Genomic DNA, 12111 nt, shown 5'->3' on the forward strand with positions numbered 1-12111 from the left:
AAGTTTCAGCTACTTCTTTTAATAAACGCCAGTTTAGGATAAGAAGAGTTTAAGATTATCGAAAAAAGAGTTTAAAATATTAGTTTTAGTAATATTAAAAGCATTAACACAAGCTAGAATATGAACTAAAAAATTAGTAGGTGATCGATGCCTTGAGTGTTCAAGATTCATATTATTTTTTAGGACATTAAATACTGACTCAACCAACGACCTTTTTCTAAGCTGTATTTTATCTTCCATTTCCAATAAATGATTCTTCATATCTTTTCTAATTCCTGTAAATAAGCGTAATCCACGACCTAATAATTTAGTAAATAATTCCTTAGAAATATATCCCTTATCACCAAAGAGTTTACCTTGTAATCCATCAGTTATATCGTCTGCTACCGATAAATCACTATTATTTGCTTTGGTAATTTTGATCGCCATAATCGCTCCCTTATTGTTAATTACTATATGCAACTTAAACCCCATAAACCATCCATAACTACTCATCCCTATTTTAGCTATATACTTCTTTAAATGCAGATTTATCTTTAGTGCCATATTTTTCTGCTACTTTATCAAATATCATGCTATTCACATCTTCACGATTATAAACTTTCTGACTATTCTCACTGCTACTCCAAAATTTTTTAGAATCAGTATACAAGCGATATTTCTCCCCTCTTGAAACCAAAGGGTCAGTAAATTTTTCTATAAAACACAAAAAATATGCTGAATAATAAAATTCTGCAGTTGGGTCTTTTATTAATGCTGCAAAAGATTTTTTATAAGTATTGTTTCTTAACATAGTTCATATCCTTTTTATTATTTAGAGTAATCATACTAATAAAAAGTTAAAAAGTAAACTATTTTTTAATAAAATACTAAACTTAAAAGCAGTCCAACGTAATTATTAGCTCTGAACCTTGTCCTACAATCATCAGGACTTCGGGTATCAAGAGTCGCTACTTGCAATATCAGTAAAATTAAAGCAGCTAAAATAGGTAAATAGTCGATATTACGGTTAGCTATCTTTGTTGCTAGAGTAAATAATAATATAAAACCTATATAACATATATAAAGCCAAAATTTAGGATGCTTGTTCTCTAAATATATGCTTAAAGATTTCACTCCTATTTTCTTATCATCTTTTATATCCATATATCCGTAAATCGTATCATAGCCGGTTGCCCAAAAACAGCATGCTAAATACATAATAATTGCTGCTAAATCAAGTTTATCCTGAACTGCCGCATACGCTATTAATGCCCCTAGCTTAAAGGTAAATCCCATAAATATTTGCGGGAAGTAGGTAATACGTTTCGTTAGCGGATATAGGCTAATCATTATTACCGCAAAAAAACCTGTATATATGGCTGTTTTGTTTAAAAGTAGCAAGATATAAAGTGAGATAATACTAAGAATAAAGAGTATAAAAATAGCATAAGAAACAGATAAAGCACCGCTTGCTAAAGGTCGGTCTTTAGTCCTTGTAACATGTTTATCAAATTTCCGATCAAATATATCGTTAATAATACACCCACTACTCCTTGTCGTTATACTACCTAAAATAAATAACGGTAATAAATAAGCTAATTCCGTGTTAGAAGGGTTTGCAAGCAGCAATCCAAATAAAGCAGGGAAAAAAACTAATACATAAGGTACCGGCTTATCTGCTCGCATTAATTTTAAGGTAAGCAAAAGTTTGTTTGGCATTTCTATTTTCTTATTAATTCTTTAGCAAGTTCTAGCTCTAATTCCTCAATAGTTGGGAGTTCACTTTTTATCTCTTCAGGTAGATTTTCAGTTATTTTATACTCTGCAAGTCCGATAGGTTTACTCATATCACGCCATGCATATTCTGCAAGTATATTATTTTTTGATTTGCATAAAATTAACCCAATAGAAAGGCGAATTTAGGATAAGAATTTATCCTAAATTCGGTAAAAATACCGAATAATCAAGACTCGAAGCGGTTCTTCGTCTTGATTATAAAAATAAATTACAGCTAAGTATATTTAAAACTAAATATACTTAGCTGGACAAGGATTTAAAATGATAGTGCAAAGCCGCCTTAAACTATCATTTTTACTTATTTTTTCAGTATTAGGATAAGATTTGCAAAATCTTATCCTAAACTGGTGTAGTAGAAGGGTTATCGTTTGGATGCTTTAAAATATCATCTACAACCGATAAATAAAAATTCATTTTACCAGCATATTCTGGTTTAAAATCCTTATCTTTAAGCTCAATTACTACAAAACAACGAAGTTTTAAATGATAGAATAATACATCAATATAGAAATCTTGTTCTCCTATTTCTAAATGATATTGTCTGCCAACAAAAGCAAAACCAGCCCCAAGCTCAATTAAAAATTTTTCTACATGTTTAGTTAATTCTTTTTCTACTTCTCTTTCCTGTGCTTCATTCCCTATACTTAAAAAATCAAAAATATATGGGTCTTTGAGCGTATAATGTGCTAGATCAGATTGAGGAGAGGCTAGTTTACTTTGAAAGTTTGTTATTGCTTGTCCTTGTCTTTTATGTAACTCAAGTTCGATTTGTGTAACCATCATATTACGTGACCAACCATATTCAATAGCTTGCTTTACGTAAAATAACCTATCCTGCTTCTTAGATACCTTATCTAGTAAGGTAATATTATGATACCACGTCAATTGTGCAAGCACCTCTTGCACAAATTTAATATCTTGATATTCCTCAGCAAAACGCCTCATATATTTAAGGTTTCCGCTGCTAAATCCTTGCATTTCAGGAAATGCAGAATGTAGATCACGGCTTAAATTATCTATTACTTTAGCACCCCAACCGTATTTTTCCTGTCGTTTAAGAATTTCATTGCCTATATGATGATATAGCTTTATTAACTCACTATTTATTGACCTTGCAGCTTGATAACGACTTTCAGATACTCGAATTTTTAATTGCTCTACAAATTCTAAATACTCTAAATTAATGATATTTTTATCCATAAAATTTTTAGTTTAATAATAATTGGCATTATATACATGAATTTCTATATTTTCAATTATAGGTTTTTTATTTACTAAAAATTATTAGCAATAGTTCTATTGTCATAATCATATATAACCTTTATAATCAGATTCTTGAATCAACTATAAAATCTATGAAAGAATTTCCGCAAAATTATAATTTTACAGAAAATGAAAAAAAATGGCAGCAAATTTGGCAAGAGCAGCAAATTTATGCTTATGATCCAAATATTTCAAAAGAAGAAACCTATGTAGTTGATACACCGCCTCCGACAGTTTCAGGGCAGTTACATATCGGGCATGTTTACAGCTATACGCAAACGGATTTTATCGTGCGTTTTCAGCGTATGATGGGTAAAAATATCTTTTATCCTATGGGTTTTGACGATAATGGTCTACCAACCGAGAGACTTGTTGAAAAACAGAAGCAGATAAAAGCTTATAATATGTCTCGATCTGAGTTTATAAAAATTTGCGAAGAGGTAGTAGCAAGTGAAGAAGAGAAGTTTAGAAGCCTATTTAATCAAATAGCTTTATCGGTAGATTGGAGTTTAGAGTACCAAACTATTAGTACGTTATCTCGTAAAATATCGCAAATGTCTTTTCTTGATTTAGTTAAAAAAGGTGAAATTTATCGCAATGATCAACCAATTTTATGGGATTCGGTAGATGGTACAGCTCTTGCCCAAGCTGATATTGAGGATAAGGAAAAAACCTCATTCATGAATTATATTATTTTTAAAACCGAGCAAGGAGAGCCACTTACTATAGCAACTACAAGACCTGAATTATTACCGGCTTGCGTCGCCGTATTTTATCACCCTGATGACAAGCGTTATAAGCATCTAGCAGGTAAATCAGCTATAACCCCGCTTTTTAATGGGAAAGTTCCGCTGCTTGCCGATCCTTTAGTACAACCAGATAAAGGTACAGGTTTAGTTATGTGCTGTACATTTGGTGATCAAACGGATATTACTTGGTGGAAGACGCATAATTTACCTTTAAAAACTATTGTCACTAAAAAAGGTACGATAGACTTCCCTCATGATATTGCTATAGACGGATTAAAAATTAAAGAAGCTAGGACAAAAATAATAGATATTTTAAAAGAGCAGAATTTACTTACTAAACAAGAAGAGATAACTCATACCGTTAAATGTGCTGAGAGGTCAGGGGCTCCTCTTGAGATACTAACCGTACCGCAATGGTTCGTTAAAACTATATCACATAAAGAAGCCCTACTTAAAAGAGCAAGTGAATTAAACTGGCATCCTAAAAATATGAAGATTCGTTTAGAGAATTGGATTAATGCCATTAGCTGGGATTGGTGTATTAGTAGACAACGTTATTTCGGTGTGCCTTTCCCTGTTTGGTACTCTAAAAGAGTAGGTGAAGAAGGCAAGATTTTATACGCCGATACTTCGCAGCTACCTGTCGATCCATTAAAAGATTTACCTATTGGTTATAGTAAAGAGGAAGTAGAACCTGATTTTGATGTTATGGATACTTGGGCAACAAGTTCCGTTTCGCCTCAACTTTCTACTCATGGGATTTCTGATGATTTCGCCGTTAATAAAGATAGACACGATAAATTATTCCCAATGGATTTAAGACCTCAAGCACATGAAATTATCAGAACTTGGGCATTGTATACTATCTTAAAAGCTCATTTACACCAAAATACTTTGCCGTGGAAAAACATCATGGTAAGCGGTTGGTGTTTAGCTGAAGATCGAAGCAAAATGTCTAAATCTAAAGGCAATGTTTTAGTTCCTGAAAAGCTGCTAGAACAATATGGTTCCGATGTAATACGTTATTGGTCGGCAAATTCAAAGCTTGGAGCTGACACCGCCTACTCTGAAGACGTTATGAAAAACGGCAAACGGCTTGTTAATAAGCTGTGGAATGCCGCTAAATTTGTTTCTATACATTTTGAGAAATTAAAAGATGAAGATAAACAAGCAAATCTTTTAGATATTAAAGAAAAAATCACTAACGAGTTTGATCAGTGGATGATTAATAAGCTAGTAGAGCTAGTTAAGCTAGCTACAAGTGAGTTGCAAAACTACGAATATGCAAATGCTATGCATCTGACGGAAAAATTCTTTTGGGCAGTATTTTGTGATAATTATTTAGAAATAAGCAAAAACCGAGCTTATGATGAGGAAAACAACAACCCTAGCGGGCAATATAGTAGCATATTAACTTTATATCATACTATGCAAACGCTGTTAAAATTATTTGCACCGTTTATACTGCATATTACTGAAGAGTTATATCAGATATTATATAGTGAAAATTCTATTCACGTTAAAGGCAACTGGGTTAATTACGGTAACTTAAACTATAATATGGATGCAAAAGGAGCAGAAGGGCTGCTTGAAATCTTAGATATCGTCAGAAAATTCAAAGCTGAGAAAAATCTATCTATAAAAGCTCCGATAAAATTGCTTGAAGTTAGCGGCATAGAATTATCTGCAGAATTAACAGAAGATTTAAAAAATGTCACATCGGCAGAAGAAATACAATTTGAGATGAAAGATGATGAAATTAAAGTCAATGTTATCCTTTAAAAATATTATAGGCTTAATATTAATTATATTTGCCGGTATATTTTTTTATGCTTATATATTAGAACATGACTGGCGATATGTAACCTTAAGTGATGAACAAGTAAAAAAATATAGAATTAGCGAGGAAAAAGCTATTGCCCTTTATCAGCTAATGAAAGACACTCATGAGCTACTTGGTAAGAATAATATTAATTATTGGATAGAAGGCGGCACTCTGCTTGGAGCTGTTAGACATCAAGGTATAATTCCTTTTGACGATGATTTAGATATAGGGATAATGCACGAAGAAGAAATACACTTGCAGCAAATATTACCGCAATTTGAGCAACTCGGTTATACTGTTTCCTACGAGAGAGCTTATAATATATGCAAAAAAGCTTGTTTAGATATTTTTATTTTTCATAAAGAACAAAACAAATTTATATATACTAATTTAGCAGCTCGAGATAAGTATCCGAAGAGTTCATTTTATGATAATGAATTATATCCTTTAAAAAAATATAGATTCGGTAGTATAGAGGTTTATGGTCCCGCTGATCCTATAGGAAATCTAAATAGACAATATCCAGAATGGGATAAGTATGCAGTGATAGAGCATTCCCATAGCTTACATTTACCTTTTTTATCTAATATCGAGAAAAAAACTAAATTTATACTAACGCAGGAATTGTTAAAACCGGCTCAGCCTTTTAGTCCTTTAGAGGATAGAATAAGCTTTTAAACAAATTGAGATAAAGAGGTAATAGCCGGTTGTTTTAAAATGTTATATCAGCAAGGAAAATGTAATTTAAGGTTCAAGGTGATAAAATTAAAGTCGATATTATCCTTTAAAAATATTTTACGCTTAATTCTTACTATTTTCGTCGGTGTATTGTGCTATGCTTATCTACTAGAACATAATTGGCGATATGTATTCTTAAACGATGAACAGGTAAAGACATATAGAATTAGTGGGAAAAAAGCACTTAGCCTTTATCAGCTAATGAAAAATACTCATGAGCTACTTGAGAAGAATAATATTAATTATTGGATAGAAGGCGGCACTCTGCTTGGAGCTGTTAGACATCAAGGCATAATTCCTTTTGACGATGATTTAGATATCGGTATTATGCATGAAGACGAAATACATTTGCAACAAATATTACCGCAATTTGAACAATTAGGATATCGCGTTAAACATAATAAAATTTATGTAATTTGCGGGGAAAGATGCTTAGATATTTTCGTATTTCATAAAGAAAATGATAAATTTGTTCATTTTAATCAAAGCATGCGTAATAAATATCCAAATGATTTTTTTTATGATTATGAACTATATCCTTTAAAAAAATATAAATTTGGTAGTATAGAAGTATATGGCCCATCTGAATATAAAGAGCATTTGAATAGACAATATCTAGAATGGGATAAATATGCAATAATATACAGTCCTCATAGCTTACATTTACCTTTTTTATCGAATATCGAGAAAAAAACCAAATTTATATTAATGCCGGAATTGTTAAAACCGGCTCAGCCACTCGGACCTCTAGAAGATAAAGTGAATATAGTCAATTCAGCTACATTTATTGGTATGTGCGAGGATATGGCTTATAATTAAATGTCGAAATGGTCACATAAATTACAAAACATATGCCTTATTTATTACCGGTTATCGTAGCTACACTACTTATCTTATTAGCTTTAATCCTTTGGTTTTATGTAAAAACTAAAACCTTCAAAACGCAGCTACACTTCTTATCGGAGCAGAATTTAGAAATTATCAATAATAATCAATTATTGAATCAAGAGAAAATAGGGTGTTTACAGAAAATTGAGCAATTAAAGTGCAAAGTAGAATATCAAGAACAGACTATTAAGGATTCGGAAAAAATAAGAGAGGAGTCATTTTCCTCGGCTAAAGCTGCGTTATTTGATTTAGGTAAAGATTTGTCCAAGCAATTAATAGAGATACATAAAATGGAAAACAATGCAGCAAGAGAGCTAGCCGAGAAAAATATCGCTACTGCTTCAGGAAAATTTAATAGTGAGTTTGAGCGATTAATTACAATGGTGGGAGCATTAAATAAAGATATAGAGCAATCAAAAGGTACGGTTGATTTGATAAAACAGTCGCTGCTTTCTCCGATCGGTGCGGGACTACTTGCTGAAATTACCCTTGAGAATATACTGAAATCGTCAGGCTTACGTCCTAATTTAGATTTTATTATGCAATACGGTCTAACTACAACAGATAGCGGAAAGCTAAGACCTGATGCTCTTATTTTTCTTCCTTCCGGTAATTTAATGGTTATTGATTCCAAAGCTTCAAAGTTTCTTGTAGACGAGCAGGATAATAGCGTGAACCTTAGTAAAACTATGAATTACCATTTAAAATCTCTAGCTAATAAAGACTATGCCGAAAATATTTTAACTAATCTAAATAAAAAGGAGCAAAACTTTAACAATGTTATTACTTTAATGTTTTTGCCGACTGAACAAGCAGTTGAGAAAGTGATTGCGGCCGACCCTGAATTTTTACAAAAAGCTTGGAGCTGTAATATCTTTCCCGTAGGACCTGCCGGGCTTATGAATATGCTATCATTTGCAAAATTTCAAATTACCGACCATCGCCGCTCGGAAAATTATAAGGTAATCATTGAAGAAGTTAGAAAGCTATTAAGCTCCATCAGTACTATGGCAGATTATTCTCAAAAGATCGGTAATAACCTGCATAATATGGTTACTAATTACGATAAATTTGCTGCCTCGTTCAATCGTAATTTTATGTCGAGAGTTAAGAACATTCACAAACTCGGCATTGATTCAGGAAATAAAGCCATGCCAGCCGCATTAGAGCGTTATCAAATCGTTTCCTCTAAATCTGAGATTATCGAAGTAGAAGCAGAAAATCCACCACAAATAGAAGAAAAATTATAAATAAATTTTTCTCATAATAGGTAATTTAAATGTTAAAAAAACTTTCCATAGTTTGTATAACCATATTGTTACTATGTGTAAGCCTATATAAGATTAAAGCTCCTGAAAAAGAAAACAAACTTGTTATAAGAGTGAGCTTTATTAATATGTGGCCGGGCTTTACAATAGACGAGCTACCGATGATAAAAGAAATCATTGAAGAAAACGGACGAACAATTGTTATAGATCATAACAATTATGACCTTATTATTGATAGTGTTTTTGGTCAAAGAAATATTAGTAATAAAGATAGTATAAAGATATTTTTTACCGGTGAATCCGTTAGACCAAAGCTAGAAAATGATGCAATCCAAACAAACCGTATTTTGCTTGTTTCTTAGTCTCTAACGGTATAGAAAATCCTGAAAACGACGGTTGCATAGCAAGAAATCGATTTTTTCATAAATTGTCGCTGTATAAAAAAGTAGTAAGCGGCGGTAAATATTTAAATACTGAATCTACAATTATACCAAAAGAAAAAACTCGTGAATGGTTATCTAAATGTAAATTTGTTATTGCTTTTGAAAATAAAACATATGAAGGGTATGTTACCGAAAAGCCTTAGTCTATTTATTATATTACCTATGTGAAACAACATTTACCTAACCAAATTAACCTGTTAGAAGCAAAAGCTCATTTTTCCGATCTAATACAGCGTGTACAAGACGGCGAACAAATTACTATTTGTAAGCATAATGCGCCGGTTGCAAAAATTATACCTATAACTCAAAAACCTAACATGGATAATATAGTAGAGCAAATAAGAGAATTCAGCAAAGGTAATACATTGGCTCCTTATACTATTAAAGAGCTTCGAGATGAAGGTAGAAGATGAGTTCTAAACCATTTATAGCCGATTGCTCCATAACTGCTTCATGGTTCTTTAATGATGAACGTGATGAATATTCAGACTTTACATTAGATTATTGTTATAAATTTAGAGCAGTAGTACCATTTCTTTGGAAATTTGAAGTAACTAATACAATATTAATAGCAGCAAAACGTGCTAGAATAACTTCAGCAAAAATTATTAAAACTATAGATTTTTTAAACTCCTTACCCATCAATATATCAAATTTTGATTTTCCTATGTACGAAATTATGAATACTGCAAGAACCAATAATCTTACTTCATACGATGCAACTTATTTGTTAACTGCCATGCATGAAGGGCTTCCTATAGCCACTAACGATAAAGCATTAATAAAAGCATGTCATAATAACGGTGTTCCGCTATTAAAAGAAAACTTATCTTAAACTTTTCATAAAATACTGTGGAAATTTTAAGGCTGTGTGAAGAAAAATTTAATTATTTATATTTTTAGATATTTTTGAGCAAAAATTAATAAGATTTTTGCAGCAAATAGCTGTTCCTATTTCAAAAAAATCTTATAATTTGCAGCCAAAAAGAACAAAAATATATTAATTAAATTTTTCTTCACACAGCCTTAATCTTTAATTATACTTAAACATTAATTATATAAAATAAAAGAGTATCATGGTTTTAAATATAAAAGCTCCTGAAAATATAGTATTAAAGCCGACCATTACGGTTTTTGGCGTAGGAGGTGCAGGTAGTAATGCAGTAAATAATATGATTAGTGCTAATCTGCAAGGTGCTAATTTTGTAGTAGCTAATACCGATGCACAATCGCTTGAATATTCTTTATGCACTAACAAAATACAACTCGGTGTTTCTACGACTAGAGGTCTTGGGGCAGGAGCTTCTCCTGAGGTTGGAGCACTTGCTGCTCAAGAATCAGAAAGCGAAATTCGTAGTTATCTAGAAAATAGCAATATGGTATTTATTACGGCAGGTATGGGCGGCGGTACAGGTACCGGTTCTGCACCGGTTATTGCACGCATTGCTAAAGAACTAGGCATCCTTACGGTTGGGGTAGTAACTAAACCTTTCCATTTTGAAGGCGGTCATCGTATGAAAACTGCCGATAAAGGACTTATTGAATTACAGCAATTCGTTGATACTTTAATTGTAATACCGAACCAAAATCTATTCCGTATTGCTAATGAACAAACGACGTTTGCCGATGCTTTCAAAATGGCAGATGACGTATTACATACAGGCGTTAGAGGAGTAACGGATTTAATGATTATGCCGGGACTTATTAATCTTGATTTTGCCGACATTAAAGCAGTAATGAGCGAAATGGGTAAAGCAATGATGGGTACGGGTGAAGCTAGCGGTGAAGATAGAGCTATTAAAGCGGCAGAATCTGCAATTTCAAATCCGCTGCTAGATCATAGCTCAATGTGCGGTGCAAGAGGTGTATTAATCAATATTACAGGCGGTTCCGACATGACCTTATTTGAAGTTGATAACGCTGCTAATAGAATTAGAGAAGAAGTAGATAACCTTGATGCTAATATTATTTTCGGTTCAACATTTAATCCGGAACTAAAAGGAATTATCAGAGTATCGGTTGTTGCTACCGGTATTGATGCCGATAAAGTACCGACATATAAACCCGCAATAGCTGAAACTACCAATATAGTTCCTGAAGAAACTTATAATGAACCTATAGTACAACCTACACAAATAGAAGAAATTCCTGATTTTAACAGCTATAGTACCGAAAATATTGAAATTACCGACTCTCCAATAAATCAAAATTTTATCGGAAATGAAAAAGAGCTAGGGCTACATGCAAATACTTTTAACAAATCTGAAGATGACTCACCAAAACCATCATTTTTAGGAAAAATATGGGGTTCTCTGCGTGCTTCAAATAATCAAACTTTAGAACGCAAAAACATTGTTGTTAATACTCTAGATCAAGATAATAAAGAGTCCGATATTCATGACATACCTGCTTTTTTAAGAAAGAAACGGGATTGATTTAAATGAGCAATACACCTAACCTTACATTAATTTCATTATTTGCAGGTGCTGGCGGTATGGATATTGGATTTAAAAAAGCAGGATTTAAAACTGTTTGGACAAATGAATATGATAAAACTATTGCTAAATCTTATCAAAATTATTTTCCTAAAACCAAACTTGATAATCGTTCTATTTTAAATGTCCCTAATGAAGATATTCCTATCGGAATAACAGGTGTCATAGGCGGTCCTCCCCCCCTTGCCAGTCATGGTCAGAAGCGGGAGCAAAACGAGGCTTGCAAGATCCTAGAGGCATGTTATTTCATGAGCAAATTAGAGTTATTCGACATACAAAGCCAAAATTTTTTGTGGCAGAAAATGTTCATGGGTTAATTCATTCTAGAAATATAAAATCATTTATGAGTATAATAGACATGTTTCAAGAAGAAGGTTATGAAGTAAACTGGAAGTTATTGAAAGCAAGTGATTATGGAGTACCGCAAGATCGTGAACGTGTTTTTATTGTTGGTTACCATCAATCATTAAATAAAAAATTTCAGTTTCCTGAGACTTTAAAAACTAAAGTTACTTTAAAACAAGCTATAGGTGATTTATCTAATTTAGAAGCAGGAATAACTAGTACAATAAATAATCATGAATTTTTAGACTCAGGCTATTCTCCTATTTTTATGTCAAGAAATCGAGTTAGAAACTGGGAAGAATAATCTTTTACAATTTT

13 protein-coding genes and 3 pseudogenes are annotated in these 12111 nt (G+C 32.3%); 11 read left to right on the forward strand and 5 right to left on the reverse strand.

Features of this window, described 5'->3' with window-relative positions; genetic code table 11:
* Positions 1–33: 33 nt before the first annotated feature.
* From AC5584_RS04550 to AC5584_RS04570, 5 genes and pseudogenes are all read right to left on the reverse strand, one after another.
* A pseudogene (locus tag AC5584_RS04550) lies at positions 34–507 on the reverse strand (IS982 family transposase); the annotation flags it as partial.
* On the reverse strand, positions 503–793 hold the full coding sequence (locus AC5584_RS04555) for a hypothetical protein (protein WP_499216010.1): 291 nt from the start codon (positions 791–793) through the stop codon (positions 503–505). The pseudogene AC5584_RS04550 and the gene AC5584_RS04555, both read right to left, overlap by 5 nt.
* A 65-nt stretch (positions 794–858) precedes the next feature.
* The gene (gene ubiA / locus AC5584_RS04560; RefSeq protein ID WP_499216011.1) at positions 859–1701 is read right to left on the reverse strand and encodes a 4-hydroxybenzoate octaprenyltransferase; all 843 of its coding nucleotides are present in this window, start codon (positions 1699–1701) and stop codon (positions 859–861) included.
* Positions 1702–1703: 2 nt separating this feature from the next.
* Entirely contained in the window at positions 1704–1901 is a 198-nt protein-coding gene (locus tag AC5584_RS04565; protein WP_499216971.1) for a PDDEXK nuclease domain-containing protein, read from the reverse strand.
* Between the two features lie 232 nt (positions 1902–2133).
* A pseudogene (locus AC5584_RS04570) lies at positions 2134–2979 on the reverse strand (PDDEXK nuclease domain-containing protein); the annotation flags it as partial.
* A 155-nt stretch (positions 2980–3134) separates the two neighbouring features.
* Here AC5584_RS04570 and AC5584_RS04575 point away from each other — a divergent pair.
* The 11 genes and pseudogenes from AC5584_RS04575 (at position 3135) to dcm (ending at position 12097) form a co-directional block, all read left to right on the forward strand.
* A complete protein-coding gene (locus AC5584_RS04575) occupies positions 3135–5573 on the forward strand; it encodes a valine--tRNA ligase (protein ID WP_499216012.1) in 2439 nt (812 codons plus the stop codon).
* Entirely contained in the window at positions 5542–6294 is a 753-nt protein-coding gene (locus AC5584_RS04580; protein ID WP_499216013.1) for a LicD family protein, read from the forward strand. The genes AC5584_RS04575 and AC5584_RS04580 overlap by 32 nt, the downstream gene beginning before the upstream one ends.
* Before the next feature lie 78 nt (positions 6295–6372).
* A complete protein-coding gene (locus tag AC5584_RS04585; RefSeq protein ID WP_499216014.1) occupies positions 6373–7173 on the forward strand; it encodes a LicD family protein in 801 nt (266 codons plus the stop codon).
* A gap of 32 nt (positions 7174–7205) precedes the next feature.
* Positions 7206–8492, forward strand: a complete 1287-nt coding sequence (locus tag AC5584_RS04590) for a DNA recombination protein RmuC (protein ID WP_499216015.1) — start codon at positions 7206–7208, stop codon at positions 8490–8492.
* Between the two features lie 146 nt (positions 8493–8638).
* Positions 8639–8833, forward strand: a pseudogene (locus AC5584_RS04595) (alpha-1,3-fucosyltransferase); the annotation flags it as partial.
* 50 nt (positions 8834–8883) lie between these two features.
* Positions 8884–9096 (forward strand): glycosyltransferase family 10 domain-containing protein, encoded by a 213-nt coding sequence (locus AC5584_RS04600; RefSeq protein WP_499216972.1) that lies wholly within the window; start codon positions 8884–8886, stop codon positions 9094–9096.
* 21 nt (positions 9097–9117) lie between these two features.
* Complete coding sequence (locus AC5584_RS04605; protein ID WP_499216016.1) at positions 9118–9366, forward strand: type II toxin-antitoxin system Phd/YefM family antitoxin; 249 nt, start codon at positions 9118–9120, stop codon at positions 9364–9366.
* On the forward strand, positions 9363–9788 hold the full coding sequence (locus AC5584_RS04610) for a type II toxin-antitoxin system VapC family toxin (protein ID WP_499216017.1): 426 nt from the start codon (positions 9363–9365) through the stop codon (positions 9786–9788). The genes AC5584_RS04605 and AC5584_RS04610 overlap by 4 nt, the downstream gene beginning before the upstream one ends.
* A 241-nt stretch (positions 9789–10029) precedes the next feature.
* Positions 10030–11388: a cell division protein FtsZ gene (gene ftsZ, locus AC5584_RS04615; protein WP_499216018.1), complete on the forward strand. Its 1359-nt coding sequence runs from the start codon at positions 10030–10032 to the stop codon at positions 11386–11388.
* A gap of 5 nt (positions 11389–11393) precedes the next feature.
* Entirely contained in the window at positions 11394–11765 is a 372-nt protein-coding gene (locus tag AC5584_RS04620) for a DNA cytosine methyltransferase (RefSeq protein WP_499216019.1), read from the forward strand.
* Positions 11669–12097, forward strand: coding sequence for a DNA (cytosine-5-)-methyltransferase (gene dcm, locus AC5584_RS04625; protein ID WP_499216020.1), 429 nt, complete (start codon positions 11669–11671; stop codon positions 12095–12097). Before AC5584_RS04620 ends, dcm begins: the two co-directional genes overlap by 97 nt.
* The last annotated feature ends 14 nt before the right edge of the window (positions 12098–12111 follow it).

Origin of the sequence: Rickettsia endosymbiont of Villa modesta, assembly GCF_964026485.1 — a bacterium.
In the GTDB taxonomy this organism is placed as follows: Bacteria; Pseudomonadota; Alphaproteobacteria; order Rickettsiales; family Rickettsiaceae; genus Rickettsia; species Rickettsia asembonensis.

Bases quoted from the DNA above. Each gene is read 5' to 3' on its own strand.
- AC5584_RS04610 (WP_499216017.1), top strand. From the start codon at position 9,363: ATGAGTTCTAAACCATTTATAGCCGATTGCTCCATAACTGCTTCATGG.
- AC5584_RS04620 (WP_499216019.1), top strand. From the start codon at position 11,394: ATGAGCAATACACCTAACCTTACATTAATTTCATTATTTGCAGGTGCT.
- ftsZ (WP_499216018.1), top strand. From the start codon at position 10,030: ATGGTTTTAAATATAAAAGCTCCTGAAAATATAGTATTAAAGCCGACC.
- AC5584_RS04580 (WP_499216013.1), top strand. From the start codon at position 5,542: ATGATGAAATTAAAGTCAATGTTATCCTTTAAAAATATTATAGGCTTA.
- AC5584_RS04590 (WP_499216015.1), top strand. From the start codon at position 7,206: ATGCCTTATTTATTACCGGTTATCGTAGCTACACTACTTATCTTATTA.
- AC5584_RS04555 (WP_499216010.1), bottom strand. From the start codon at position 793: ATGTTAAGAAACAATACTTATAAAAAATCTTTTGCAGCATTAATAAAA.
- AC5584_RS04575 (WP_499216012.1), top strand. From the start codon at position 3,135: ATGAAAGAATTTCCGCAAAATTATAATTTTACAGAAAATGAAAAAAAA.
- ubiA (WP_499216011.1), bottom strand. From the start codon at position 1,701: ATGCCAAACAAACTTTTGCTTACCTTAAAATTAATGCGAGCAGATAAG.